General features: G+C 57.8%; 33 protein-coding genes. 1 reads left to right on the plus strand and 32 read right to left on the minus strand.

The features are described from left to right. Nucleotides 1-347 precede the first annotated feature (347 nt). The 6 genes from dctP to C6V82_RS15995 all read right to left on the minus strand — a co-directional run bounded on the left by dctP (nucleotide 348) and on the right by C6V82_RS15995 (nucleotide 7,278). Complete coding sequence (dctP, locus tag C6V82_RS15970; protein WP_102588143.1) at nucleotides 348-1,394, minus strand: TRAP transporter substrate-binding protein DctP; 1,047 nt, start codon at nucleotides 1,392-1,394, stop codon at nucleotides 348-350. 23 nt (nucleotides 1,395-1,417) lie between these two features. Further along, complete coding sequence (accC, locus tag C6V82_RS15975) at nucleotides 1,418-2,776, minus strand: acetyl-CoA carboxylase biotin carboxylase subunit (protein ID WP_102588202.1); 1,359 nt, start codon at nucleotides 2,774-2,776, stop codon at nucleotides 1,418-1,420. Nucleotides 2,777-2,804: 28 nt separating this feature from the next. Then, nucleotides 2,805-3,326, minus strand: coding sequence for an acetyl-CoA carboxylase biotin carboxyl carrier protein (accB, locus tag C6V82_RS15980; protein WP_102588142.1), 522 nt, complete (start codon nucleotides 3,324-3,326; stop codon nucleotides 2,805-2,807). A 25-nt stretch (nucleotides 3,327-3,351) separates the two neighbouring features. Continuing rightward, nucleotides 3,352-4,869, minus strand: a complete 1,518-nt coding sequence (locus tag C6V82_RS15985) for a pyruvate carboxylase subunit B (RefSeq protein ID WP_102588141.1) — start codon at nucleotides 4,867-4,869, stop codon at nucleotides 3,352-3,354. Nucleotides 4,870-5,192: 323 nt separating this feature from the next. Continuing rightward, nucleotides 5,193-5,801 carry a single-stranded DNA-binding protein gene (ssb, locus tag C6V82_RS15990; RefSeq protein WP_102588140.1) on the minus strand — a complete coding sequence of 203 codons (609 nt, stop codon included), beginning with the start codon at nucleotides 5,799-5,801 and terminating at the stop codon, nucleotides 5,193-5,195. A gap of 85 nt (nucleotides 5,802-5,886) precedes the next feature. Further along, nucleotides 5,887-7,278, minus strand: coding sequence for an MFS transporter (locus C6V82_RS15995; protein WP_102588139.1), 1,392 nt, complete (start codon nucleotides 7,276-7,278; stop codon nucleotides 5,887-5,889). Nucleotides 7,279-7,440: 162 nt separating this feature from the next. Between C6V82_RS15995 and uvrA the strand changes: the two genes are divergently transcribed. Then, entirely contained in the window at nucleotides 7,441-10,311 is a 2,871-nt protein-coding gene (gene uvrA, locus C6V82_RS16000; RefSeq protein WP_102588138.1) for an excinuclease ABC subunit UvrA, read from the plus strand. Between the two features lie 224 nt (nucleotides 10,312-10,535). Here uvrA and rplQ read toward each other — a convergent pair whose 3' ends face one another. From rplQ to rplD, 26 genes are all read right to left on the minus strand, one after another. Then, complete coding sequence (rplQ, locus tag C6V82_RS16005) at nucleotides 10,536-10,928, minus strand: 50S ribosomal protein L17 (RefSeq protein ID WP_102588137.1); 393 nt, start codon at nucleotides 10,926-10,928, stop codon at nucleotides 10,536-10,538. Between the two features lie 39 nt (nucleotides 10,929-10,967). Next, complete coding sequence (locus C6V82_RS16010; protein ID WP_102588136.1) at nucleotides 10,968-11,966, minus strand: DNA-directed RNA polymerase subunit alpha; 999 nt, start codon at nucleotides 11,964-11,966, stop codon at nucleotides 10,968-10,970. Between the two features lie 85 nt (nucleotides 11,967-12,051). Next, nucleotides 12,052-12,672, minus strand: a complete 621-nt coding sequence (rpsD, locus tag C6V82_RS16015) for a 30S ribosomal protein S4 (RefSeq protein WP_102588135.1) — start codon at nucleotides 12,670-12,672, stop codon at nucleotides 12,052-12,054. A 12-nt stretch (nucleotides 12,673-12,684) separates the two neighbouring features. Continuing rightward, entirely contained in the window at nucleotides 12,685-13,071 is a 387-nt protein-coding gene (gene rpsK, locus C6V82_RS16020; RefSeq protein WP_013331014.1) for a 30S ribosomal protein S11, read from the minus strand. A 39-nt stretch (nucleotides 13,072-13,110) separates the two neighbouring features. After that, nucleotides 13,111-13,467 carry a 30S ribosomal protein S13 gene (rpsM, locus tag C6V82_RS16025; RefSeq protein WP_102588134.1) on the minus strand — a complete coding sequence of 119 codons (357 nt, stop codon included), beginning with the start codon at nucleotides 13,465-13,467 and terminating at the stop codon, nucleotides 13,111-13,113. Nucleotides 13,468-13,590: 123 nt separating this feature from the next. After that, on the minus strand, nucleotides 13,591-13,704 hold the full coding sequence (gene rpmJ / locus C6V82_RS16030) for a 50S ribosomal protein L36 (protein WP_008959154.1): 114 nt from the start codon (nucleotides 13,702-13,704) through the stop codon (nucleotides 13,591-13,593). 77 nt (nucleotides 13,705-13,781) lie between these two features. Continuing rightward, complete coding sequence (secY, locus tag C6V82_RS16035; protein WP_102588133.1) at nucleotides 13,782-15,113, minus strand: preprotein translocase subunit SecY; 1,332 nt, start codon at nucleotides 15,111-15,113, stop codon at nucleotides 13,782-13,784. Then, complete coding sequence (gene rplO, locus C6V82_RS16040; RefSeq protein WP_102588132.1) at nucleotides 15,114-15,548, minus strand: 50S ribosomal protein L15; 435 nt, start codon at nucleotides 15,546-15,548, stop codon at nucleotides 15,114-15,116. Between the two features lie 3 nt (nucleotides 15,549-15,551). After that, the gene (gene rpmD, locus C6V82_RS16045) at nucleotides 15,552-15,734 is read right to left on the minus strand and encodes a 50S ribosomal protein L30 (RefSeq protein WP_102588131.1); all 183 of its coding nucleotides are present in this window, start codon (nucleotides 15,732-15,734) and stop codon (nucleotides 15,552-15,554) included. 5 nt (nucleotides 15,735-15,739) lie between these two features. Beyond that, entirely contained in the window at nucleotides 15,740-16,240 is a 501-nt protein-coding gene (gene rpsE, locus C6V82_RS16050) for a 30S ribosomal protein S5 (protein WP_102588130.1), read from the minus strand. Between the two features lie 11 nt (nucleotides 16,241-16,251). After that, complete coding sequence (gene rplR / locus C6V82_RS16055; protein WP_102588129.1) at nucleotides 16,252-16,602, minus strand: 50S ribosomal protein L18; 351 nt, start codon at nucleotides 16,600-16,602, stop codon at nucleotides 16,252-16,254. 9 nt (nucleotides 16,603-16,611) lie between these two features. Further along, nucleotides 16,612-17,142 carry a 50S ribosomal protein L6 gene (rplF, locus tag C6V82_RS16060; RefSeq protein WP_102588128.1) on the minus strand — a complete coding sequence of 177 codons (531 nt, stop codon included), beginning with the start codon at nucleotides 17,140-17,142 and terminating at the stop codon, nucleotides 16,612-16,614. Nucleotides 17,143-17,151: 9 nt separating this feature from the next. Next, the gene (gene rpsH / locus C6V82_RS16065) at nucleotides 17,152-17,544 is read right to left on the minus strand and encodes a 30S ribosomal protein S8 (RefSeq protein WP_102588127.1); all 393 of its coding nucleotides are present in this window, start codon (nucleotides 17,542-17,544) and stop codon (nucleotides 17,152-17,154) included. Nucleotides 17,545-17,576: 32 nt separating this feature from the next. Next, complete coding sequence (gene rpsN, locus C6V82_RS16070) at nucleotides 17,577-17,882, minus strand: 30S ribosomal protein S14 (protein ID WP_102588126.1); 306 nt, start codon at nucleotides 17,880-17,882, stop codon at nucleotides 17,577-17,579. A 10-nt stretch (nucleotides 17,883-17,892) separates the two neighbouring features. Beyond that, on the minus strand, nucleotides 17,893-18,432 hold the full coding sequence (gene rplE, locus C6V82_RS16075; protein ID WP_102588125.1) for a 50S ribosomal protein L5: 540 nt from the start codon (nucleotides 18,430-18,432) through the stop codon (nucleotides 17,893-17,895). 18 nt (nucleotides 18,433-18,450) lie between these two features. Then, nucleotides 18,451-18,768, minus strand: coding sequence for a 50S ribosomal protein L24 (gene rplX, locus C6V82_RS16080; RefSeq protein WP_102588124.1), 318 nt, complete (start codon nucleotides 18,766-18,768; stop codon nucleotides 18,451-18,453). Between the two features lie 14 nt (nucleotides 18,769-18,782). Beyond that, the gene (gene rplN / locus C6V82_RS16085; RefSeq protein WP_102588123.1) at nucleotides 18,783-19,154 is read right to left on the minus strand and encodes a 50S ribosomal protein L14; all 372 of its coding nucleotides are present in this window, start codon (nucleotides 19,152-19,154) and stop codon (nucleotides 18,783-18,785) included. A gap of 52 nt (nucleotides 19,155-19,206) precedes the next feature. Further along, nucleotides 19,207-19,467 carry a 30S ribosomal protein S17 gene (gene rpsQ / locus C6V82_RS16090; protein WP_102588122.1) on the minus strand — a complete coding sequence of 87 codons (261 nt, stop codon included), beginning with the start codon at nucleotides 19,465-19,467 and terminating at the stop codon, nucleotides 19,207-19,209. A 1-nt stretch (nucleotide 19,468) separates the two neighbouring features. Beyond that, complete coding sequence (gene rpmC / locus C6V82_RS16095) at nucleotides 19,469-19,660, minus strand: 50S ribosomal protein L29 (RefSeq protein ID WP_102588121.1); 192 nt, start codon at nucleotides 19,658-19,660, stop codon at nucleotides 19,469-19,471. After that, nucleotides 19,660-20,073 carry a 50S ribosomal protein L16 gene (gene rplP / locus C6V82_RS16100; protein ID WP_102588120.1) on the minus strand — a complete coding sequence of 138 codons (414 nt, stop codon included), beginning with the start codon at nucleotides 20,071-20,073 and terminating at the stop codon, nucleotides 19,660-19,662. The genes rpmC and rplP overlap by 1 nt, the downstream gene beginning before the upstream one ends. A gap of 15 nt (nucleotides 20,074-20,088) precedes the next feature. Then, on the minus strand, nucleotides 20,089-20,787 hold the full coding sequence (gene rpsC, locus C6V82_RS16105; protein ID WP_102588119.1) for a 30S ribosomal protein S3: 699 nt from the start codon (nucleotides 20,785-20,787) through the stop codon (nucleotides 20,089-20,091). 11 nt (nucleotides 20,788-20,798) lie between these two features. Beyond that, the gene (gene rplV / locus C6V82_RS16110; RefSeq protein ID WP_010626471.1) at nucleotides 20,799-21,131 is read right to left on the minus strand and encodes a 50S ribosomal protein L22; all 333 of its coding nucleotides are present in this window, start codon (nucleotides 21,129-21,131) and stop codon (nucleotides 20,799-20,801) included. 18 nt (nucleotides 21,132-21,149) lie between these two features. After that, a complete protein-coding gene (gene rpsS, locus C6V82_RS16115; RefSeq protein WP_102588118.1) occupies nucleotides 21,150-21,425 on the minus strand; it encodes a 30S ribosomal protein S19 in 276 nt (91 codons plus the stop codon). Nucleotides 21,426-21,458: 33 nt separating this feature from the next. Next, nucleotides 21,459-22,289, minus strand: coding sequence for a 50S ribosomal protein L2 (gene rplB / locus C6V82_RS16120; RefSeq protein WP_102588117.1), 831 nt, complete (start codon nucleotides 22,287-22,289; stop codon nucleotides 21,459-21,461). Nucleotides 22,290-22,306: 17 nt separating this feature from the next. Beyond that, a complete protein-coding gene (rplW, locus tag C6V82_RS16125) occupies nucleotides 22,307-22,603 on the minus strand; it encodes a 50S ribosomal protein L23 (protein WP_102588116.1) in 297 nt (98 codons plus the stop codon). Further along, complete coding sequence (rplD, locus tag C6V82_RS16130; RefSeq protein ID WP_102588115.1) at nucleotides 22,600-23,205, minus strand: 50S ribosomal protein L4; 606 nt, start codon at nucleotides 23,203-23,205, stop codon at nucleotides 22,600-22,602. Before rplD ends, rplW begins: the two co-directional genes overlap by 4 nt. Nucleotides 23,206-23,219 lie beyond the last annotated feature (14 nt).

Here is a 23,219-nt window from a genome sequence, read left to right on the forward strand (position 1 = left end):
GTCTGATGTCGACATCGTATTGACCGGACTAATCAATCACCGCCTTATATACGGAATACCGTTTGAGCGCCTACGCTGGGTCACCCAGGTAAAACGCATGAGAGCTCAGTGAGGTCAGCCATCATCGAGAGCGGAGCGAGGTGATCAAAAGGCAATTCCTAAATAGCGTTGCACTTGGAACTTGAGACCGCCCTGCGTCAGGAGTCCACGATTTAGGATCCGCAACGAGTTAACGCATTATTATCTTTATACAAATACGATGGCTATCAAGACTAAAGCCAATGAATCCATGAAAAACAGGCTCGAGTTGTCATATCAACAATCTTTGTCAACATGGATATAAACCTTTATGTGGCCAGGGCATAAACCCCAGCCATAAGGTGGCAACTATCAGTAGGACATGTCGGCTGATTTGCCAATTCACGTAAGCGTCGAGCATCATCGCCACTTTGCTCTTCAGCGACTTTCCAAACTCCTTCAGCCCATAGGCGTTCATGATCATCAGATTCGGCCTGACTAAAAGACGTAATCTGGACGCCATTTTTCATAAGAAAATCTGCTTCTTTTTTCTGCAAGGCATCAAAATGAGCTACAGAGTCAATTTCAATTTTTTTGCCAGCCTGGTCAAGCACTTCCTGGGCATCAGCTTCCAATGCATTCCAGCGATCAAGATTCATAAAGATCATGACCCCGACTTGCCCAAATTCGGGATCAGTCATGTAGCCAATGATTTCATGCCATTGAAGATCACTCGCCCCCGTCAATCCCCAGGCTGCACCATCAACCACACCGCGTTGCAGCGCAGTATAGATATCTGTTACAGGCATATTGACTTGCGCGCCGCCAAGTTCTTCAATCATGGATTGGTAGGAAACTGTCCCTCGAATTCGACGGCCTTCCAGCCCTGGCACGCCAGTAATTGGATCGCGGAGATAAAAGCGGAAGCCTTTGCTGCCAGTCGATGGCGCGGAGATCAGTTTGAGGCCAAGCTCTTGATAATGCGCATCGATATAATCGATGATACCTTCCTCTCGACGTTTGACTGGGTCAACATCTATGGCATCTATGGAGAGTCCGACCGCGGTTGTGCCTGAGTGATATGCCGGGTGGGTAAAGAGCAAGTCAAATACACCGGCCTGAACGGGTTGCAACTGCTCAAATGTGGGTACAACATCAGGGCCTTGCACGGCAATTTGTACACTACCCTCGGATAACTTATCTACCATTTCGATAAACGAAGGACCTATTTCTCTATACCAGGCAAAGTTCGAAGGATACCCAGAGAGCATATTAAGCTCCTGAGACTCAACTTCTGAAGAGAACACGGCACCCACTGTACCTGTCACGGCAAACACGACTGCATAGAGCATGCTTTTATTTATTAAAGACTTCATCTAGAGCTCCTCTGTTATCGTATCTAGCACTTACTCTCGAGCAGACTGCCCACAAAGGCAGTGTTAAAATACCCAGACTTGAATTCTTTTCTGTTGATGAGTTCACTGTGAAACGTGGCTGTCGTTTTCACTCCGTCAACTTTCATTTCAGACAGGGCGCGCGTCATTCTCACAATGGCTTCATTACGATCAGCGCCCCAACAGATCAACTTTCCAATCATTGAATCGTAATACGGAGGAATTTTATAGCCACTCAGCAAATGGCTATCCATTCGAATCCCAAAGCCACCGGGTGGCCGATAGTTACCTATAGTGCCTGGACAAGGCATAAAGCCATTTTCCGGGTCTTCCGCATTTAGACGGCACTCTATTGCATGCCCATGAAGCGAAATGTCCTTCTGCTTGATCTCCAACAGCTGATCATCCGCGATCTTTATCTGCTCCTTGATGATATCAATGCCGGTAATCATTTCAGAGACGGGGTGCTCAACCTGAACCCGTGTATTCATTTCAATGAAATAGAACTTTTTATCAACATTGTCGAATACGTATTCAACGGTTCCAGCGCTTTTGTACTTGACCTTTTTGGCCAAACGGACCGCGGATTGACATAAATCTTCACGCTGAGCAGCACTTAAAATAGGCGAAGGAGCTTCTTCAACCAACTTCTGATTTCGGCGCTGAGCCGTGCAGTCGCGCTCACCAAGGTGAATGCAGCTTATACCATCAGCAAGCAACTGCACTTCAACGTGACGAATGTCTGTTAAATATTTTTCGATATAAACAGCAGGGTCGCCAAAAGCCACTTCCGCTTCAGACATAATCTCAGTCAAGTCTTGTTCCAAGGTGTTTTTTGACTTGACAACTCTCATACCCCGCCCACCACCACCAGCAGAAGCTTTTATGAGTAGTGGAAAACCAATCTTGTTAGCAATTTCCAATGCTTTCTCAGCTTCTGTCACTGCTCCATCAGAACCAGGTATTGTCGGGACTGAAGCAGAGTCAGCTATTTTTCTGGCCTCTATTTTATCTCCCATCTTGCTGATGATTTCAGCAGAGGGGCCAATGAAGACAATGTCATTGTCTTCGCATTTCTTTGCAAAATCTGCTTTTTCCGAAAGGAAGCCATAGCCAGGATGAATAGCATCTACGCCAAAGGCTAGAGCTGCACTAATGATCGCTTCTTGGTTTTGATAGCTAAGTTGAGCGGGCGCAGGGCCAATACAAATAGCTGCATCAGCCATTTGTACTGGCAACGTATCCTTATCGGCTTCTGAATAAATCGCGATACTTTTTACGCCAAGCTCCTTGCAAGCTCGGATTATCCGGAGTGAAATCTCACCCCGATTAGCAACCATTATGCTTTTAATGTTATTCAACATGAGGAATCCCATTTAACCGAGCTGAAACTCATACTTTCTCAATAAGCATGATGGGCTGGCCGAATTCAACCGGCTGCTGGTCTTCTACATAAATCTCTTTTATGCGGCCATCAACTTTAGCTTCCAAGTTGTTCATCAACTTCATTACTTCGATAATGCAAACAATCGACTTTGGTTTCACTTGCTGCCCCACTTCAACGAAAGCAGGAGCGCCAGGCTTCGGCGACTTATAGAAAGTCCCTACCATTGGTGCTTTGATTAACACCTCGTTCTCGCCAGCCGTCACTTCGGCTGGCGAGGCGGCGGGACTTTCAACAGGTGCACTTACGGGCTCTTTGATCTCGGTTTGATTTTGTATACCGCCGTTGGAAGTGACCGCTGAAGGAGCTGCAGTCGCTTCAGAGACGGCATTGCGACGAGTGTTTTCATTGCGGCTAATGAAAAGCTCAATCCCATCATATGAAAGTGATAGCTCACGGATATCACTGCTTTCTTTGACCCATTGGGTCAATTGCTTCAAGTCGTTAAGGCTGACATCCAGATTTTTCATGATGAGTCTCCCCTCTAGGAAAATATTATCGTGAAATTGAAATATTCAAATTGCCAGTGGACAAGCTCACCTGTCTTTCATCTCCGCTAGCAAGATCTTTGATGAAGGAAACCAGCTGGCCACTTTCACCATCTCCAGACTCCCCGTTGGCAATGGCCTCTTTCATTGCATCGACTTGATTACCAGCGAACATGGCACGCAACAAAAGCTCATCTTTAGTTGCATTTGGATATTGCTGAGCAAGGTCATCCATCATCGGCTTAGGCTGCGCAGGCTTCTCACTTATTTCAGATGACCCATTGTCAATGATTTTTTTGTAGACCTCTGGATCAACCGGCCCTAACAGGCGCCCATAATATCCAAGAACGTATTTTTTAATTTCATTCGGCACTGTGCCATAACGCTCGCCTGAAATGACATTCATGACCGCTTGCGTCCCAACAAACTGGGCAAATGGCGTAATCATGATTGGCCATGCCAGCTCTTTTCTTACTTTCGCTATTTCTTCGAGGAGCTCTTCATAACGATCCCCCAGGCCTGCCGTTTCTAGCTGCGCCTGGAAGTTTGATAGCATCCCGCCTGGAAGCTGGTGTTTGTAATGCAACGGATTATATTCGGCTGGCTTGCCTTCTGGCTTTCCTTCAACCTCACAAATGTTTTTGAAATAGCTGCTGACTTCATCAATTTTTTCATCGTCAACATTTACGATATAGCCAAGTTCTCGCAATGCCTTTACGATTGTCTGAGCAGCGGGCTGTCCAGCTCCATTTGCCAAAGGTGCAATAGACGTGTGTAAAAGATCGCAACCGAGCTCAACAGCTTCTAAATATACGAGTGGACATAATGAAGTTAAGCAGTGACTATGAAGCTCAAGTGGTCGATTACCAATCACCTTTTTAATTGCAGGAACAAGAGTCCGAATTCGCTCTGGAGTCAGTAGCCCTCCAGCATCCTTGAGCATAATGGCATCGACATCAGCTTGCTCAATTAGATCAATAGCCGTTTTTACAAAAAGCTCGTCTGTATGTACCGGGCTTTCGCAAAAGGAAAGCGCACCAAAAGTGTAAGCACCTAGCTTCTTGGCGCGCTTCAAACAACGGACAATATTGGAAACGTCATTCAACCCATCAAATGCCCCGATAACTCGAAAACCGTTGTTAAATAGCTGATCTACCCAGCCATCAATCACATCATCAGGAAGAAAATCGAATGAAGCGATATTTTTTGAACGAATAAGGGCACGGAACTTTGTCTCAGGTGCAGCATTATGTAGTTTTCTTACTCGCTCCCATGGGTCTTCTTTCAGATAGCGTACTGAAACATCAAACTGAATGGGCGCCATCATATCAATATGATGGAAGCCAATATTATTCATTGTTTCTGCTATACCCAGCATATGCTCGGTACGCATGCGCGTCGCCCAAAGGCTTTGATGGGCATCACGAAAAGTTGTATCTATAATTTTAATTTCACGTTCACTATTTTTAGGCCGGCCACCTTCCCCAAAAATAGTCGCAATACTCTTTTGGTTTCCTTTCGTCATTACCCGTGACTCCCCTCGACCATATCAAATATTGTTTTCGTGATGTTACGTCTATTTCTGAGTGCCCCCATAATCGCATAGTGAACATATGTGTGCAAAATACATCACCATTGTTCTTTAGTCGGACGCGGCCTGCGCCTATCAGTGCGGCGATCATCTGGCCGACACCAGCGCACGCGGGCGCTGGCCTGCGGCTTGCGGGCTGGCGAAGAGAGAAGAGAAAAGAGGGGGGAGCGGGGAGCGGGGAGCGGCTTGACAGAAAGGCCAGTGGCCTCGAGCCCGGCGAGTTTATCTACCGGACTCGAGCGGGGAAACCCCGTTCTTCAGAACGGGATCTCGTCGTCGAAATCATCGAAGCTGCCGGGATCCGGCGCCCCATAGTTACCTTGCTGGGCATTGCCCTGTTGTGGGTTACCCTGCTGAGGATTGCCCTGCTGCGGACGCCCCTGGGCCGGCTGTGCAGCGGGGCGCTGCTGTTGGCCACCAGCGCCGCCGTAACCGCCTTGCTGGCCACCCTGCTGGCCACCATAACCACCGCCGCCTTGCGGGGGCATGTTACCACCCTGGGAAGCGCCGCCCTGATTGTCGCTGCCGCTGCGCGTATCGAGCATCTGCATGTCGTTGACGACGATTTCGGTGCTGTAGCGATCCTGCCCGTCCTGGCCCTGCCACTTGCGGGTCTGCAGGCGGCCCTCCACATAGATCCGCGAACCTTTCTTGAGGTATTGCTGACCGATTTCGGCGAGCTTGTTGAACATCACCAGGCTGTGCCATTCGGTACGCTCCTGGCGCTGCCCGCTCTGGCGATCCATCCAGGTATCGGTGGTGGCAAGCCGCAGGTTGGCGACCGGGGCACCGGAAGGCAGAAATCGCACTTCCGGGTCCTGGCCGAGATTGCCAATGAGAATGACCTTGTTGACGCCACGGGCCATGAGAGACTCCTTTGTCATGTAAACATTTGACCGCGAAAAGCTCCGCGGGTTGAGGCGCCAGGCGCGCCGATCCGAATACCCACCATCAGGTGTCGATGCTGTTGCCTTTCTCGATCAGACGCGCCAGGGCCTTCTCATCGAGTCGCTGGCGGTCCACCTTCAGGTACGCCAGCCCTTCCTCCGGCACCACCATCACCTCCTCGACCCCCGCCACCTCGGCGAAGCCTGCCATCAAGGTATCCAGGGCATCGCCGTACTGGTCGCCATCCAGCGCCACCACTTCGCTTGCCAGGTGGGGCGGCGGCACCATGCCGATCATCAGCACGAGCCATGCCAGTGACATGGCGGCGCAGCCAATGAAGACCGCCGAAAGCCCCCATTGCTGGGCCAGCACACCGCCCAGCAATCCACCGAGGAACGCCCCGAGAAACTGGCTGGTCGAGTAGACCCCCATGGCCGAGCCCTTGGCCCCGGCTGGTGCCAGCTTGCTGAGCATGGATGGCAGGGTCGCCTCGAGCAGGTTGAAGCCTGTGAAGAACAACAGCAACCACCCGAACAGCCCCCAGTAGCTCGTGGCAAACCCGGCGAGCCCACCAAGGCCCAGGGTGATGGCGGTAATGGCCAGCAGGCACATGGTTTTCATGCGCCGCCGCTTCTCGGCGATCACGACCAGTGGCACCATGCACAGGAAGGCCAGCGCCATGACGCCAAGATAGGTGATTCCGTGGCGCTCCGGGGCAATGCCTACATCGAGCAACCGTAATGGCACAGCGACGAAGATCGCCATCAACACCAGGTGCAGCACGAAAATCGACAAATCCAGGCGTAACAGGTCGCGGCGCCCCAGCATCGCCTTGAGTTGGTTGCGGTCCATTCCCACGTCGCGGTGACGTATGAGGCGTGGTGCGGGAGGCACCAGCTTCCACAACACCACAAGCCCACCGGCCGCCAGCAGCGCCGTGAACCAGAACACCCCGGGGAGTCCAAAGCCCGCGGCAAGCCAGGGGCCCAGCACCATGGCCACCGCGAAGGCGACACCGATGGAAAGGCCAATGGTGGCCATGGCCGCGGTACGTACCTGCTCGCGGGTCTGATCGGCAAGCAACGCCATGATCGCCGCCGCCACTGCACCGCTACCCTGAAGACTGCGCCCCAGCAACACCCCGCCGATGGTATCGGCCTGGGCCGCCACGACACTGCCGAGCATGAACAACACCATGCCCGCGGCGATCACCGGTTTGCGGCCCACACGATCGGAGAGCATGCCGAAAGGAATCTGCAGCAGTGCCTGGGTCAGCCCGTAGATACCCAGTGCCAGCCCCACCAGAAAGGGTGTGGCACCGATCAGGTCGTCGGCGTACAACGCCAGTACCGGTAGCACCATGAACAGGCCCAGCATGCGCGTGGCATAGAGCCCGGCGAGGCCGGAGATGGCACGCCGCTCGCTGGCCAGAAGCAGTCCTGAGACCTTTCGCATAAGGGGTTCGGAATTCCATGAAACGGATGCATCGCATCCCTGTGTGGATCGCACATTCTAGCGGCTCGCCACCCTGCAGGGAAAGCCAAGTCAGGGTGGGCTTTGCCGCCGCCGGGAGCGGGCACGTATAATCGAACTTTTGCCGCGCGCCTCGAGGTGTGAATGGACAGGATTCTGGTCAGGGGTGCCCGCACCCACAACCTCAAGAACATCGATGTCGAACTGCCCCGTGATGCACTGATCGTGGTCACCGGGCTTTCTGGCTCCGGCAAGTCGTCGCTGGCCTTCGACACTCTTTACGCCGAGGGCCAACGCCGCTACGTGGAGTCGCTCTCGACCTATGCCCGGCAATTCCTGTCGATGATGGAGAAGCCGGACGTCGATCATATCGAGGGGCTGTCTCCGGCGATCTCCATCGAGCAGAAGTCCACCTCGCACAATCCGCGCTCCACGGTCGGCACCATCACCGAGATCTACGATTATCTGCGCCTGCTGTTCGCCCGTGCCGGCACGCCGCGCTGCCCGGAACATGGCGAAGACCTCGAGGCCCAGACCGTGTCGCAGATGGTCGACCAGGTACTGACGCTGCCCGAGGGCAGCAAACTGATGCTGATGGCCCCCGTGGTCAAGGGGCGCAAGGGCGAGCATCTCCAACTGCTTGCCGAGCTGCGCGCCCAAGGCTTCGTGCGTGCCATGATTGATGGCCAGGTGCTGGAACTCGACGATATCGCGCCGCTGGAAAAGAACAAGAAGCATGACATCAGCGTGGTGGTCGACCGCATCAAGGTGCGCGACGGCCTCGAGCAGCGCCTGGCGGAATCCTTCGAGACGGCCCTTGGCCTGGCCGATGGCGTGGCGGTCATCCATTTCATGGAAGGCGAGGCCGAAGACATCAACTTCTCGGCTCGCTTCGCCTGCCCGGTATGTGGCTACTCGATCGCCGAGCTCGAGCCGCGCATGTTCTCGTTCAATAATCCAGCTGGCGCCTGCTCAACCTGTGACGGCCTGGGGGTCCAGCAGTTCTTCGATCCTGACAAGCTGATCAGTCACCCGGAGCTGTCGCTTGCCGAGGGGGTGATCAAGGGCTGGGACCGACGCAGTGTCTACTATTTCAACCAGCTCAAGGCAGTCGCGGACCACTACCGCTTCACCCTGGAGACCGCCTGGAACGACCTTGCCCGCCACGAGCGAGAGATCATTCTGAATGGCAGCGGCGATGACGACATCACCTTCGAGTACGTCAATGATCGCGGGCGCAAGGTCAGCCGGGAACACCCCTTCGAGGGGGTACTGCCGAACATGCAGCGCCGCTACCGCGAGACCGAATCCAACATGGTGCGCGAGGACCTGGCACGCTACATAGCCGTCCAGCCCTGCCCCACCTGCCAAGGCTCACGTCTGCGCAAGGAGTCGCGCCACGTGTTCATCGACGAGCGCACTCTCCCCGAGATCGTTCACCTGCCGATCGGTGAATCCTGGCGCTACTTCAAGTCCCTGGCGCTGCCGGGGCGTCGTGGCGAAATTGCCGTCAAGATCATCAGTGAGATTCACGCGCGACTGGAGTTTCTGGTCAATGTCGGCCTCGACTACCTCAACCTCGAGCGCAGTGCCGACACCCTGTCTGGTGGGGAGGCGCAGCGTATCCGCCTGGCCAGCCAGATCGGCGCGGGCCTCGTCGGGGTCATGTACATTCTCGACGAGCCCTCCATCGGCCTGCACCAGCGTGACAACGACCGACTGCTCAAGACCCTCGAACACCTGCGCGATCTCGGCAACACGGTGATCGTGGTGGAACATGACGAGGACGCCATCCGCGCTGCCGACCACGTGCTGGATATCGGACCAGGCGCCGGCGTACACGGCGGATACATCGTCGCCCAGGGCACGCCACAGGCGGTGATGGACAACCCCGACTCACTCACCGGGCAATACCTCTCCGGCGCAAGGCGTATCGAGATTCCTCCATGGCGCATTCCCGGCAATCCCGAGAAGGTACTGCGGTTGACCGGGGCCACCGGCAACAACCTGCAGAATGTCTCGCTGGCACTACCTCTCGGCCTGCTGATCTGCATCACCGGCGTCTCGGGCTCCGGCAAGTCGACGCTGATCAACTCGACACTGATGCCGATCGCCGCACGCGAGCTCAACCGCGCCACCACCCTGACGCCGGCCCCCTATACCACCATCGAGGGACTCGATCAGCTCGACAAGGTCATCGATATCGACCAGAGCCCGATCGGGCGCACCCCACGCTCCAACCCGGCGACCTACACCGGCATCTTCACGCCGATCCGCGAACTGTTCGCCGGCACCCAGGAAGCCCGCTCACGCGGCTACAAGCCAGGGCGCTTCTCGTTCAACGTCAAGGGCGGCCGCTGCGAGGCCTGCCAGGGCGAGGGCATGATCAAGGTCGAGATGCACTTCCTGCCCGACATCTACGTGCCCTGCGACGTGTGCAAGGGCAAGCGCTACAACCGCGAGACCCTGGAGATCCAGTACAAGGGGAAGAGCATCCATGAGGTGCTGGAGATGACCGTCGAGGAAGCGTTGGACTTCTTCTCACCGGTACCGGCCATCGCGCGGCGCCTGCAGACCCTGCTCGACGTAGGGCTCTCCTACATCCGCCTCGGGCAGAGCGCCACCACACTCTCCGGCGGTGAAGCGCAGCGCGTCAAGCTGGCCCGGGAGCTTGCCAAACGGGATACCGGCAAGACGCTGTACATCCTCGATGAGCCAACCACCGGCCTGCACTTCGAGGACATCCGCCAGTTGCTCACCGTGCTGCACCGTCTACGTGACCACGGCAATACTGTCGTGGTTATCGAGCACAACCTCGACGTGATCAAGACCGCCGACTGGCTGATCGACCTCGGCCCGGAAGGGGGCTCTGGTGGTGGGCGTATCATCGCCGAAGGCACGCCCGAGCAAGTCGCACGTAACGACGAATCCCACACCGGGCGTTTCCTCAAGACGCTGCTGGAGAAGCAAGCGACGAGCCGCGAGCCGCGGGCCGCAAGCGCGGCTGAGACCTGACCCAACTGTAAAACCAACAGTTGCGAACGGCGCCGGGGACAGGTCGTAGCGGGGGTCCGATTCCAGGGAAGGAATCAGTAGCGTACAGGGAAGTATTCACAGCGCCCCCGCGCAGGCCTGTCGTCGGGAAAGCCGCGACTCGAGGCCACCGTCCAGACACCAAAAAAACCGGCTCCCCGAAGGGAGCCGGTTTGGCGTGCCGAAGCCGGAAGTCGGGTCGGGGATCACTCCTCGACAGCGACTTCCTCGGACTCGACGACCGGACGGTCAACGAGTTCGACATAGGCCATGGGCGCGTTGTCGCCGGTGCGGAAACCGCACTTGAGAATACGGACGTAACCGCCCGGACGCTCGACGTAACGCGGACCCAGCTCATTGAAGAGCTTGCCGACCGCTTCTTTCGAGCGAGTGCGGCTGAAGGCCAGACGACGGTTGGCGACGCTGTCCTGCTTGGCCAGGGTGATCAGCGGCTCGATGACGCGACGCAGCTCCTTGGCCTTGGGCAGGGTTGTCTTGATCACTTCGTGCTCGATCAACGACACGCTCATGTTCTTGAACATGGCCTGGCGGTGCGAGCTCGTGCGATTTAGGTGACGACCACTCTTACGATGACGCATGGTTGTGATTCCTTACCAAACTGGGACTCGAGTCGGCTCTCACGCGGAGGCCTTGTCGTCCTTCAGGCTTGCCGGCGGCCAGTTTTCCAGCCGCATGCCAAGGGAAAGACCGCGCGCTGCCAAAACGTCCTTGATTTCGTTCAGGGACTTCTTGCCGAGGTTCGGGGTCTTCAGCAGCTCCACTTCGGTGCGCTGGATCAAATCCCCGATGTAATAGATATTCTCGGCTTTCAGGCAGTTGGCGCTGCGAACGGTCAACTCGAGATCGTCTACTGGGCGCAGCAGGATGGGATCGATATGATCCTCTTCCTCCTCCACTTCCTGTTCCTTGTCGACTTCCAGGTCGACGAACGCGGCCAGCTGCTCCTGCAGGATGGTCGCGCTGCGACGGATCGCCTCTTCCGGATCCAGGGTACCGTCGGTTTCCAGGTTGATGATCAACTTGTCGAGGTCGGTACGCTGTTCAACACGCGCCGCTTCGACGGAATAGGAAACACGACGCACAGGGCTGAAGGTCGCATCCAGCTGCAGGCGGCCGATGGCACGTGATTCGTCATCGGCTCCAAGACGCGCATCCGCCGGCTCATAGCCACGGCCGAGTGCGATCTTGAGCTGCATCTTCAGCTCGGCGCCTTCATTGACGTGGGCGATGACATGCTCGGGGTTGACGATTTCGACATCGTGATCGATGGCGATATCCCCCGCGGTCACGACGGCCGGGCCCTGCTTGTTCAGCGAGAGCACCGCCTCGTCGCGGCTGTGCATCTTGATCGCCACGTCCTTGAGGTTCAGGAGGATCTCGATGACATCTTCCTGGACGCCCTCGATCGCGCTGTACTCATGATCGACTCCGGCAATCTCGGCTTCCACCACGGCACAGCCGGGCATGGACGAGAGCAGGATGCGACGCAGTGCGTTGCCCAGTGTGTGGCCGAAGCCACGCTCGAAGGGCTCGAGCACGATCTTCGCGTGATGTGCGCTGATCTCTTCGACCTTGATGTCGCGAGGACGAAGAAACTCTGTCACTGAACGCTGCATATGAACACCTTTCAGGCTGCCAAACGGATACTCGGTACTCTAGGTCGGCTCCCGCTAGGGGAGCCGACACGGCGCTTGGCGCCGTTTACTTCGAGTACAGCTCGACGATCAGGTTTTCGTTGATGTCGGCAGTCAGGTCACCGCGTTCAGGCAGAGCCTTGAAAGTGCCTTCCATCTTCTTGGCATCGACTTCGATCCAGATCACTTCACCGCGGTTAGCGGCAATCGCCAGTGAACTCTGGATACGCGCCTGGTTCTTCGCCTTCTCGCGAACGGACACCACATCACCGGGCTTGACCTGATAGGACGCCACGTTGACGGTGCGACCGTTCACGGCGATGGCCTTGTGGCTCACCAGCTGCCGGGACTCGGAGCGGGTAGAGCCAAAGCCCATGCGATAGACGACGTTGTCCAGTCGGGATTCGAGCAGCTGCAGCAACACCTCGCCGGTCGCGCCCTTGAGACGGGCCGCTTCCTTGTAGTAATTGCGGAACTGCTTTTCGAGAACGCCATACATGCGACGAACTTTCTGCTTCTCGCGAAGCTGCAAGCCGTATTCGGAAAGACGCTGACGACGCTGGCCGTGCACACCCGGAATCTGTTCGGATTTGCACTTTTTCTCGAAGGGAGTGACACCGCTCTTCAGGAAGAGGTCGGTGCCCTCACGACGAGACAGTTTGCACTTCGGTCCAATATAACGAGCCATGAATCTGTCTCCTTAAACGCGGCGTTTCTTCGGCGGACGGCAGCCATTGTGGGGGATGGGCGTCGCGTCGGTGATGCTTTGCACGCGGAAGCCGGCGGCGTTCAAAGCGCGCACGGCGGATTCACGGCCAGGACCGGGGCCCTTGACCAGCACGTCGACGTTTTTCACACCATACTCGGCTGCAGCGGTCGCTGCACGTTCGCTTGCTACTTGAGCAGCGAACGGGGTGCTCTTGCGAGAACCACGAAAACCCGAACCACCGGCAGTCGCCCAGGAAAGAGCGTTGCCCTGGCGGTCTGTGATCGTAATGATCGTGTTGTTAAAAGAGGCGTGGATATGCGCAACGGCATCCACTACCTGCTTTTTAACCTTTTTACGGTTGCTACGCGGGTTAGCCATGTTGATGTCTATTCCTGTCTTTACGCCAGAACGTGCGTGTTATTTGCGGATCGGCTTGCGCGGGCCCTTGCGGGTACGCGCATTGGTCTTGGTACGCTGACCACGCAGCGGAAGACCACGACGATGACGCAGACCACGGTAGCAACCCAGGTCCATGAGACGCTTGATATTCAGCGTCACATCACGACGAAGGTCACCTTCAACGGTATACTTGCCGACCTCAGAACGCAGGGTGTCAAGCTCTTCGCTGGACAGTTCCTGAATCTTGGTGGTCGGCGCGATGCCGGACGAGGCACAGATATCCTGTGCACGCGTGCGGCCAATCCCGAAGATATAGGTCAGCGAGATCGCCGCATGCTTGTTGTCCGGGATATTGACGCCTGCAATACGGGCCATCAGCTTACTCCGAAATGTGAGCGGCTTGCTCGTTGGATCATCTACAAAAGGCGCAACAGCATACCCCTTTACCCGCTTCAGGGCAAGGGGTATGCCGACACCAGTCCATCACAGAACCAGGGTTCAGCCCTGGCGCTGCTTATGCCGCGGTTCGCTGCAGATGACGCGGACAGCGCCATTGCGACGAATGATCTTGCAGTTGCGGCACATTTTCTTTACGGAAGCTCGAACTTTCATCGTTCCATCTCCAAGGTTGGCTCGCGCCTCGAGCCAGTGCTTCGGCTCGCGGCGCGCCAATTCACGTGCGGCGCGCCTCAGCGCATCATGCCGCCGCTACCGTAGCCTTTCAGGTTGGACTTCTTCATCACCGACTCGTACTGGTGCGACATGAGGTGCGACTGCACCTGGGCCATGAAGTCCATGATGACCACCACCACGATCAGCAGCGCCGTGCCGCCAAAGAAGAACGGCACGTTCCAGGCCACGATCAAGAACTGGGGCATCAGGGAAACCGCGGTGATGTACATGGCGCCGAACAGGGTCAGACGGGTCATGACCTTGTCGACATAACGAGCGGTCTGCTCGCCCGGGCGAATCCCAGGAAGGAAGGCCCCCGACTTCTTGAGGTTGTCGGCGACATCCTTGGGATTGAAGACCAGCGCTGTGTAAAAGAAGCAGAAGAATATCACCGCCGCGGCGAAAAGCAAGATGTGCAGCGGCTGACCTGGCCCGAGGGCCTGGGAAGCACGCTGCAGCCACTCGAAACCTTCGCCACTGCCTACCCACTGGCCCATGGAGGCCGGGAACAGCAGGATACTGGAGGCGAAGATCGCCGGAATGACACCGGCCATGTTCACCTTCAGCGGCAGGTAGCTGCTCTGCCCCGCGTACATCTTGTTGCCGACCTGGCGCCGTGGGTAGTTCACGGTGAGGCGGCGCTGCCCTCTCTCGATGAACACCACGAAGGCGACAGTGGCAATACCGAGCACGGAGAGGGCCAGCAGCGGAAGCACGTTCCAGGCGCCTTCATTGCGAGCAAGCTCGAAGGCCTGCCCCACCGCACTCGGCAGACCGGCGACGATGCCTGAGAATATCAGCAGCGAAATACCGTTGCCGATACCCTTCTCGGTAATCTGCTCGCCCAGCCACATCAGGAACACCGCACCGGTCACGAAGGTGACGATCGCGGTGAAATAGAAACTGAAGTCTGCCGTGTAAGCGATCCCCTGGTTAGCCAGGCCCACCGACATGCCGGTGCCCTGAACCAGGGCCAGGGCCACCGTGAGGTAGCGGGTATACTGGCTGATCTTGCGACGGCCCCCCTCGCCCTCCTTCTTGAGCTGCTCAAGATGGGGCGAGACCGCGGTCAGCAGCTGCATGATGATCGATGCCGAGATATAGGGCATGATGCCCAGCGCCATGATACTCATCCGCTCCAGGGCGCCACCCGAGAACATGTTGAACATGCCGAGGATGGTGCCCTGCTGCTCCCTGAACAAGGCAGCAAGCTGGTCAGGATTCATACCGGGCACGGGTATGTGGGCACCGATACGGTAGACCACGATGGCGAGAAGCACGAAGCGCAAGCGCGCCCACAGTTCACCCAGACCGCTGCCCATCGCCGGCATTTTTCCTGACTTGGCCATTTAGTCCTCTACCTTGCCACCGGCGGCTTCGATCGCGGCTCGGGCACCCTTGGTGACCTTGATGCCGCGGACCGTGACCGCCTTGTTCAGTTCGCCGGACAGGATCACCTTCGCATGCAGCGTGGCGTCCTTCAGCACGTTGGCTTGCTTGAGGGTCTCGAGGGTGACCTCGTCACCGCTGACCTTGCCGAGCTCGGCCAGGCGCACTTCCTCGGAGACGAGCGACTTCATGGAGGTGAAGCCGAACTTCGGCAGACGCCGCTGCAATGGCATCTGACCACCCTCGAAACCGGGGGTGACGGTGCCGCCACTGCGAGACTTCTGACCCTTGTGGCCACGGCCACCGGTCTTGCCCAGACCGGAGCCGATGCCACGGCCGACACGCTTTTCGGCGTGCTTGGAACCCGGTGCCGGGCTCAGGCTATTGAGTTTCATGGATTACTCTCCCTCAACGCGCACAAGGTAGTTCACCTTGTGGACCATGCCGCGAACGGCAGGGGTGTCTTCCAGCTCAACCGTATGACCGATGCGGCGTAGCCCCAGGCCCTTCATGGTGGCCTTGTGCTTGGGCAGAATGCCGATGGTGCTGCGGGTCTGGGTAACCTTGATCATTGCTGTCATGGCGTTCACCCCGTAATCGCTTCGACGGACAAACCGCGCTTGGCGGCGATGTCATCCGGCGACTGCATGTCGGACAGGCCCTTGACGGTTGCGCGCACCACGTTCACCGGATTGGTGGAACCGTAGCACTTGGCAAGCACGTCATGGACACCGGCCAGCTCGAGCACGGAGCGCATGGCGCCGCCAGCGATGATACCGGTACCTTCGGAAGCAGGCTGCATGTACACCTTGGAGGCGCCGTGACGGGCCTTGACCGGGTACTGCAGCGTGCCGCCAGCGAGATTGACCTTGACCATGTTGCGGCGGGCCTGGTCCATCGCCTTCTGGATCGCGACCGGCACTTCACGCGCCTTGCCACGACCGAAACCGACACGACCCTTGCCGTCTCCCACGACAGTCAGAGCGGTGAAACCGAAGATACGGCCACCCTTGACTACCTTGGCGACACGGTTGACCTGCACGAGCTTTTCCTGCAGATCGCCGCTTTGCTGTTCGTTCTTCGCCATCGTAAAACCCTTTAGAATTCCAGGCCGCCTTCACGAGCGGCGTCGGCCAGGGCCTTGACGCGGCCGTGATACTTGAAACCGGCACGATCGAAGGCTACCTGGGTGATGCCAGCCTGCTTGGCACGTTCGGCAATCAGTGCGCCCACCTTGGCGGCGGCATCGGCATTGCCGGTCGCACCCTCGCGAAGGTCCTTGTCCAGTGTCGAAGCACTGGCCAGCACCTTGCCACCATCCGGCGAGATGATCTGCGCGTAGATGTGGCGGGGGGTACGGTTGACGCACAGGCGATACACGCCCAGCTCGCGGATCTTTGCGCGAGCACGGCGGGCACGACGGAGACGAGATTCTTTCTTCGCGTTCATAACCCTGCCTTACTTCTTCTTGGCTTCTTTGCGACGCACCTGCTCGTCGGCGTACCGGACACCCTTGCCCTTGTAGGGCTCGGGCGGACGGAAGGCGCGGATTTCCGCGGCAACCTGGCCGAGCTGCTGCTTGTCCGCGCTCTTCAGCACGATCTGGGTGTTCTTTGGCGTTTCCGCCGTGACACCCTCAGGCAGCGTGTAATCGACCGGGTGCGAGAAGCCCAGTGACAGATTGAGCGTCTGGCCCTTGGCCTGGGCACGATAACCGACGCCGATGATTTCGAGAGACTTGGTGAAGCCCTCGCTGACACCGGTGACCAGGTTCTGGACCAGGGCACGGGTGGTACCGACCATTGCCCAACTCTTGGCGGACTCGCTCGGGTTGAAGGTCAGTTGACCTTCTTCCTGGGCGATCGCCACATCGGGATGGATGGTCAGTGAAAGTGTGCCCTGGCCGCCCTTGACGGTCAGCTGGTCAGCATCGAGTTTGACCTCGACACCAGCGGGCACTTTTACCGGATATTTGGCTACGCGGGACATTCCAAACTCCTAGAATACGGTGCAGATGACTTCGCCACCGACACCAGCCTTGCGAGCCGCGCGATCGGTCATCACCCCATTGGAGGTGGTGACAATCGCGATTCCCAGACCATCGGCGACCTTAGGCAGCCCATCCTTGCCCTTGTACTGGCGAAGGGACGGCTTTGACACGCGCTGCAGGTGCTCGATGACCGGCTTGCCCTCGAAGTACTTGAGAGTGACGGTCAGCTCGGGCTTGGCGCTTTCGGACACCGTGAAGTCGGTGACATAGCCCTCTTCCATCAACACGCGGGCCACCTCGACCTTCAGCTTGGAGGACGGCATGGTGACCGTCTCCTTGGTGGCCATCTGCGCATTGCGGATACGAGTGATCATATCCGCCAGAGTGTCTTGCATGCTCATTTACGTTGCGCTCCTGATGATTCTACGTGGCGTTACCAGCTGGACTTCTTGAGCCCGGGCACATCGCCACGCATGGCGGCTTCACGCAGCTTGTTACGGCCGAGGCCGAACTTGTTGTAGAAGCCGTGCGGACGGCCGGTGATACGGCAGCGATTACGCTGACGCACCGGGCTCGAGTCGCGCGGCAGCTGCTGCAGCTTCAGCGTTGCCTCGAAGCGCTCTTCGTCGGAAGCGTTCACGTCCTGGATGATCGCCTTGAGCTCGGCACGGCGGGCGGCATACTTTGCCACCAGCTTGGTGCGCTTGAGCTCACGCTCTACCATGCTCTTCTTTGCCATGATCCCACCCCTATTTCTTGAACGGGAAGTTCAGCGCGCTCAACAGCGCACGACCTTCATCATCGGTGTTGGCGGTGGTGGTGATGGTGACATCCAGACCACGAATCCGGTCGATCTTATCATATTCGATCTCCGGAAAGATGATCTGCTCACGCACCCCCATCGAGTAATTGCCACGACCGTCGAAGGACTTCGGGTTGAGACCACGGAAGTCACGAACGCGGGGGATCGCGATATTCACCAGGCGGTCGAGAAAGTCCCACATACGCTCGGAGCGCAGGGTCACCTTGATCCCGATCGGCCAGCCTTCACGCACCTTGAAGCCCGCGATGGACTTGCGTGCCTTGGTCACCATCGGCTTCTGACCGGAGAGTTTCTCCAGGTCAGCGATGGCATTGTCGATCAGCTTTTTATCGCTGGTCGCCTCGCCGATACCCATGTTCAGCGTCACCTTGGTGACCCGGGGTACCTGCATCACGTTGGCGTAGCTGAACTGCTCTTTGAGTTGAGCCACCACCTCGTTTTGATAACGTTCTTTCAAGTTCGCCATTTTGCTACCCGACTCGCGTTAGGCGTCGATCTGCGTCTGCGTCGACTTGTAGATACGTACCTTGGTACCGTCTTCCTTCACCTGGAAGCCGACGCGATCCGCCTTACCGGTCTCCGAATTGAAGATGGCTACGTTGGACGCGTGAATCGGAGCCTCGCGCTCGACGATACCGCCCTGGTTGCCGGCCATGGGATTTGGCTTGGTGTGACGCTTTACCATGTTCACACCGGACACGACAAAGCGGTCGTCCTTGAGGACGCGCTTGACCGTGCCACGCTTGCCCTTGTCCTTGCCGGCGATGACGATGACTTCATCGTCACGTTTTATCTTTTGCATATCCGCCTCGCTCCTTACAGCACTTCAGGCGCCAAGGAAATGATCTTCATGAACTTCTCGTTGCGAAGCTCACGGGTCACCGGCCCGAAGATACGGGTACCGATCGGCTGTTCGTTGGTGTTGTTCAACAAAACGGCCGCATTTCCATCGAAGCGGATCAGCGAGCCGTCGGAACGACGGACGCCACTACGGGTGCGAACCACAACCGCCTTGAGGACCTGGCCTTTCTTGACCTTGCCACGCGGAATAGCTTCCTTCACCGTGACCTTGATGATGTCCCCAACGTGGGCATAGCGACGGTGTGAACCGCCCAGCACCTTGATGCATTGCACCCGGCGCGCCCCACTGTTGTCGGCGACATCCAGCATTGTCTGAGTCTGAATCATCGGTTTTCTCCAAACCTAATCTGACTGCACTGGTTTGACAGGCGTGAGCCGATCAGCCCTTGGCCTGCTCGACCACCTCGACCAGCGTCCAGGCTTTCTTCTTGGACAGCGGACGTGATTCCTGAATGGAAACCGTATCGCCGGCCTTTGCCTGGTTCGCCTCGTCATGGGCGTGCAGCTTGGTGGAGCGCTTGACGTATTTGCCGTAGATCGGGTGACGCTCACGACGCTCGATCATCACGACGATGGACTTGTCCATCTTGTCGCTCACCACCTTGCCGGTGAGCGTACGGGCATTTTTCTCTTCGGCCATCTCAGTCACCTGCCTTCTCGTTGAGCACAGTCTTCACCCGGGCGATATCCCGGCGAACCTGCTTGAGCAGATGAGTCTGGCTGAGCTGGCCGGTGGCCTTCTGCATGCGCAGGTTGAACTGCTCGCGGAGGAGTTCGAGGAGCTGCTCATTGAGCTCGTCTACTGACTTTTCACGAATTTCCTGGGCTTTCATCACATCACCGTCCGTTTCACAAAGGTGGTGGATATGGGCATCTTCTGGGCGGCGAGAGAGAAGGCTTCACGGGCCAGCTCTTCGGACACACCCTCGATTTCATAGAGGACGCGACCCGGCTGGATCTGTGCGACCCAATACTCGACTGAGCCCTTGCCCTTACCCATACGGACTTCGAGCGGCTTCTTGGAAATCGGCTTGTCGGGGAAGACGCGGATCCAGATCTTGCCGCCACGCTTGACGTGACGGGTGATCGCACGACGGCCGGCTTCGATCTGACGGGCCGTGATACGGCCGCGACCGGTAGCCTTGAGGCCGTATTCCCCGAAGCTGATCTTGCTTCCGCGATGTGCCAGGCCACGGTTGCGACCTTTCATCATCTTGCGGAATTTCATACGCTTGGGTTGTAACATCGACTCGCTCTCCCCTTACCTGGAACCTTTCTTCTTGGAGGGCGCTGCCTGAGGCTGCTTCGCCTTGGCGCGGACCTCTTCGATGCCCCCGAGGATCTCACCCTTGAAGACCCAGACCTTGACCCCGATGATGCCGTAGGTGGTCTTTGCTTCGTAGATGGCGTAGTCGATGTCCGCACGCAGGGTATGCAGCGGAACACGACCTTCCCGGTACCACTCGGTACGAGCGATTTCCGCGCCGCCAAGGCGACCGGACAGCTGTACCTTGATGCCGCCGGCGCCCAGGCGCATGGCGTTCTGAACCGCACGCTTCATGGCGCGACGGAACATCACACGACGCTCGAGCTGGCCAGCGATGTTCTGGGCCACGAGCATGGCATCAAGCTCGGGCTTGCGAACTTCCTCGATGTTGACGTGCACAGGCACGCCCATCATCTCAGTGACCTCACGACGCAGGCGATCGACATCCTCACCCTTCTTGCCAATCACGATGCCCGGACGGGCGGTGTGAATGGTGATGCGTGCGTTGTTGGCCGGACGCTCGATAGTGATGCGGCTCACGGAAGCGTTCTTGAGACGCTCCTCGAGGAAACGACGCACTTCGAGGTCGTTGTTGAGCTTATCGGCATAGGTGCCGCGCTCGGCATACCAGACTGACGTATGGTCTTTGACGATACCCAGTCGAATGCCTGTTGGATTGACTTTCTGACCCATCTGGTCGACTCCTACTTCTCGGCTACCTTGACGGTGATGTGGCAGGTGCGCTTCAAGATACGATCCGCGCGGCCCTTGGCACGCGGCTTGATACGCTTGAGCGTCATGCCCTCATCGACGCAGATGGTCGAGACACGCAGCTCGTCGATATCCATGCCGTTGTTTTCTTCCGCATTCGCAATGGCGGACTGAAGCACTTTCTTGACCAGCTTGGCAGCCTTCTTCGGTGAGAAGGTCAGCAGGTCCAGCGCTTCGGCGACCGGCTTACCGCGCACCTGGTCAGCCACCAAACGGGCCTTCTGGGCGGATAAACGAGCGCCACGCAGCTTAGCTGTGACTTCCATCTCTCAATCCTCTCTGGCTTACCGTTTGGCTTTCTTGTCCGCCACATGACCGCGATAGGTGCGGGTAGCAGCGAATTCGCCCAGCTTGTGGCCAACCATTTCCTCGGCGACGTGCACCGGGACATGCTGGCGACCGTTATGGACCGCAATGGTGAGCCCGACCATGTTGGGCAGGATCATTGAACGACGCGACCAGGTCTTGATCGGTTTGCGGTCGTTCTTTTCCACTGCAGCCTCAACCTTCTTCAACAGATGAAGGTCGATAAAGGGACCTTTCTTCAGTGAACGTGGCACAGCCGTTACCTCTTAAAGTCTTCGCGTTTTCAATCAGTTCCGGGCCTTGCGGCGACGGACGATCAGCTTGTCGGTGCGCTTGTTCTTGCGGGTCTTGTGGCCCTTGGTGGGGATACCCCACGGAGACACCGGGTGACGACCGCCACTGGTGCGGCCTTCACCGCCACCGTGCGGGTGATCCACCGGGTTCATGGCCACGCCGCGAACGGTAGGACGCACACCTCTCCAGCGCTTTGCACCGGCCTTGCCAAGCTGACGCAGGCTGTGCTCAGAGTTGCTCACTTCACCCAGGGTCGCACGGCACTCGCTGAGCACCTTGCGCATCTCGCCGGAGCGCAGACGCAAGGTGGCATAGTTGCCTTCGCGAGCGACCAACTGGGCGCTGGTACCGGCGCTGCGAGCAAGCTGTGCACCCTTACCGGGCTTGAGCTCGATGCAATGCACGGTGGAACCCAGCGGGATATTACGCAGCGGCAGGGCGTTGCCCTTCTTGATCGCGGCGTTCACGCCAGACTCGAGCTTGTCGCCAGCGCTCACACCTTTCGGTGCGATGATGTAGCGACGCTCACCATCCAGGTACTTAAGCAGTGCAATGTGCGCGCTGCGGTTCGGATCGTATTCGAGACGCTCGACGATGGCCGGAACGCCATCCTTGGTGCGCTTGAAATCGATGATCCGGTAGTGTTGACGGTGCCCACCGCCCACGTGGCGGGTGGTGATGCGGCCGTTGTTGTTGCGCCCACCACTGCGCGACTGCTTCTCGAGCAGCGGCGCATAGGGCTTACCCTTGTGCAGGTCCTCGCCGACGATCTTGACGACGTGGCGACGGCCGGCGGATGTGGGTTTGGTCTTGACGATTGCCATTGTCCGTACTCCTGCCCTTATTCGGCGCCAGAGAAGTCTTCAAGAGTTTCGCCGGCGGCCAGTGTGACGTAGGCCTTGCGATAACCCTTGCGATGACCCAGACCATTCGCGGTGCGCTTGGTCTTGCCCTTGACGTTCAGTACCTGAACGCGATCGACCTTCTTGCCAAACAAGGCTTCGACGGCTTTCTTGATCTCGGGCTTGGTCGCGTCGCCAGCCACCTTGAACACGTACTGGTTGCGTTCGGCAGCCATAGCGGCCTTCTCGGTCACGTGCGGACCAAGCAGAACCTTGAATACACGTTCCTGGTTCATGCCAGCTTCTCCTCGAATTTGCGCAGAGCGGAGACGGTGACCAGCACCTTGTCGAAGGCAACCAGGCTCACCGGGTCGGCGGCTGCCACGTCGACAACATCCACGTTGGGAATGTTGCGGGCGGCCAGGTAGAGCATCTCGTCGATTTCCTCGGTGACGATCAGCACCTTTTCCAGCCCCAGCTCCGCCAGCTTGGCGACCAGCTGCTTGGTCTTGGGAGCCTCGACAGTGATCTCCTCGACGGCCACCAGTCGCTCCTGACGCACGAGCTCGGAGAGAATGGAGCGCATCGCCGCACGGTACATCTTGCGGTTGACCTTCTGAGCGTGGTCCTGGGGACGCGCCGCGAAGGTCACACCGCCACTGCGCCACAGCGGCGAGCGGATAGTACCGGCACGAGCACGACCGGTGCCCTTCTGGCGCCACGGCTTCTTGCCGCCGCCACGCACGTCGGAACGATTCTTTTGGGCGCGAGTTCCCTGGCGACCAGCCGCGAGGTACGCGGTGACGACCTGGTGCACGAGCGCTTCGTTGAATTCTTTGCCAAAGGTGGCATCGGACACTTCGACAGTGCCGGCGCCGGCAGCAAGATTCAGATTCATTGGTGTGATCCCCT

This window comes from Halomonas urumqiensis, assembly GCF_003028575.1.
Classification (GTDB): domain Bacteria; phylum Pseudomonadota; class Gammaproteobacteria; order Pseudomonadales; family Halomonadaceae; genus Halomonas; species Halomonas urumqiensis.

What these genes read in the sequence shown, in the direction of transcription:
- dctP (WP_102588143.1), bottom strand. Translation starts at nt 1,394, where the DNA reads ATGAAGTCTTTAATAAATAAAAGCATGCTCTATGCAGTCGTGTTTGCC.
- accC (WP_102588202.1), bottom strand. Translation starts at nt 2,776, where the DNA reads ATGTTGAATAACATTAAAAGCATAATGGTTGCTAATCGGGGTGAGATT.
- accB (WP_102588142.1), bottom strand. Translation starts at nt 3,326, where the DNA reads ATGAAAAATCTGGATGTCAGCCTTAACGACTTGAAGCAATTGACCCAA.
- C6V82_RS15985 (WP_102588141.1), bottom strand. Translation starts at nt 4,869, where the DNA reads ATGACGAAAGGAAACCAAAAGAGTATTGCGACTATTTTTGGGGAAGGT.
- ssb (WP_102588140.1), bottom strand. Translation starts at nt 5,801, where the DNA reads ATGGCCCGTGGCGTCAACAAGGTCATTCTCATTGGCAATCTCGGCCAG.
- C6V82_RS15995 (WP_102588139.1), bottom strand. Translation starts at nt 7,278, where the DNA reads ATGCGAAAGGTCTCAGGACTGCTTCTGGCCAGCGAGCGGCGTGCCATC.
- uvrA (WP_102588138.1), top strand. Translation starts at nt 7,441, where the DNA reads ATGGACAGGATTCTGGTCAGGGGTGCCCGCACCCACAACCTCAAGAAC.
- rplQ (WP_102588137.1), bottom strand. Translation starts at nt 10,928, where the DNA reads ATGCGTCATCGTAAGAGTGGTCGTCACCTAAATCGCACGAGCTCGCAC.
- C6V82_RS16010 (WP_102588136.1), bottom strand. Translation starts at nt 11,966, where the DNA reads ATGCAGCGTTCAGTGACAGAGTTTCTTCGTCCTCGCGACATCAAGGTC.
- rpsD (WP_102588135.1), bottom strand. Translation starts at nt 12,672, where the DNA reads ATGGCTCGTTATATTGGACCGAAGTGCAAACTGTCTCGTCGTGAGGGC.
- rpsK (WP_013331014.1), bottom strand. Translation starts at nt 13,071, where the DNA reads ATGGCTAACCCGCGTAGCAACCGTAAAAAGGTTAAAAAGCAGGTAGTG.
- rpsM (WP_102588134.1), bottom strand. Translation starts at nt 13,467, where the DNA reads ATGGCCCGTATTGCAGGCGTCAATATCCCGGACAACAAGCATGCGGCG.
- rpmJ (WP_008959154.1), bottom strand. Translation starts at nt 13,704, where the DNA reads ATGAAAGTTCGAGCTTCCGTAAAGAAAATGTGCCGCAACTGCAAGATC.
- secY (WP_102588133.1), bottom strand. Translation starts at nt 15,113, where the DNA reads ATGGCCAAGTCAGGAAAAATGCCGGCGATGGGCAGCGGTCTGGGTGAA.
- rplO (WP_102588132.1), bottom strand. Translation starts at nt 15,548, where the DNA reads ATGAAACTCAATAGCCTGAGCCCGGCACCGGGTTCCAAGCACGCCGAA.
- rpmD (WP_102588131.1), bottom strand. Translation starts at nt 15,734, where the DNA reads ATGACAGCAATGATCAAGGTTACCCAGACCCGCAGCACCATCGGCATT.
- rpsE (WP_102588130.1), bottom strand. Translation starts at nt 16,240, where the DNA reads ATGGCGAAGAACGAACAGCAAAGCGGCGATCTGCAGGAAAAGCTCGTG.
- rplR (WP_102588129.1), bottom strand. Translation starts at nt 16,602, where the DNA reads ATGAACGCGAAGAAAGAATCTCGTCTCCGTCGTGCCCGCCGTGCTCGC.
- rplF (WP_102588128.1), bottom strand. Translation starts at nt 17,142, where the DNA reads ATGTCCCGCGTAGCCAAATATCCGGTAAAAGTGCCCGCTGGTGTCGAG.
- rpsH (WP_102588127.1), bottom strand. Translation starts at nt 17,544, where the DNA reads ATGAGCATGCAAGACACTCTGGCGGATATGATCACTCGTATCCGCAAT.
- rpsN (WP_102588126.1), bottom strand. Translation starts at nt 17,882, where the DNA reads ATGGCAAAGAAGAGCATGGTAGAGCGTGAGCTCAAGCGCACCAAGCTG.
- rplE (WP_102588125.1), bottom strand. Translation starts at nt 18,432, where the DNA reads ATGGCGAACTTGAAAGAACGTTATCAAAACGAGGTGGTGGCTCAACTC.
- rplX (WP_102588124.1), bottom strand. Translation starts at nt 18,768, where the DNA reads ATGCAAAAGATAAAACGTGACGATGAAGTCATCGTCATCGCCGGCAAG.
- rplN (WP_102588123.1), bottom strand. Translation starts at nt 19,154, where the DNA reads ATGATTCAGACTCAGACAATGCTGGATGTCGCCGACAACAGTGGGGCG.
- rpsQ (WP_102588122.1), bottom strand. Translation starts at nt 19,467, where the DNA reads ATGGCCGAAGAGAAAAATGCCCGTACGCTCACCGGCAAGGTGGTGAGC.
- rpmC (WP_102588121.1), bottom strand. Translation starts at nt 19,660, where the DNA reads ATGAAAGCCCAGGAAATTCGTGAAAAGTCAGTAGACGAGCTCAATGAG.
- rplP (WP_102588120.1), bottom strand. Translation starts at nt 20,073, where the DNA reads ATGTTACAACCCAAGCGTATGAAATTCCGCAAGATGATGAAAGGTCGC.
- rpsC (WP_102588119.1), bottom strand. Translation starts at nt 20,787, where the DNA reads ATGGGTCAGAAAGTCAATCCAACAGGCATTCGACTGGGTATCGTCAAA.
- rplV (WP_010626471.1), bottom strand. Translation starts at nt 21,131, where the DNA reads ATGGAAGTCACAGCTAAGCTGCGTGGCGCTCGTTTATCCGCCCAGAAG.
- rplB (WP_102588117.1), bottom strand. Translation starts at nt 22,289, where the DNA reads ATGGCAATCGTCAAGACCAAACCCACATCCGCCGGCCGTCGCCACGTC.
- rplW (WP_102588116.1), bottom strand. Translation starts at nt 22,603, where the DNA reads ATGAACCAGGAACGTGTATTCAAGGTTCTGCTTGGTCCGCACGTGACC.
- rplD (WP_102588115.1), bottom strand. Translation starts at nt 23,205, where the DNA reads ATGAATCTGAATCTTGCTGCCGGCGCCGGCACTGTCGAAGTGTCCGAT.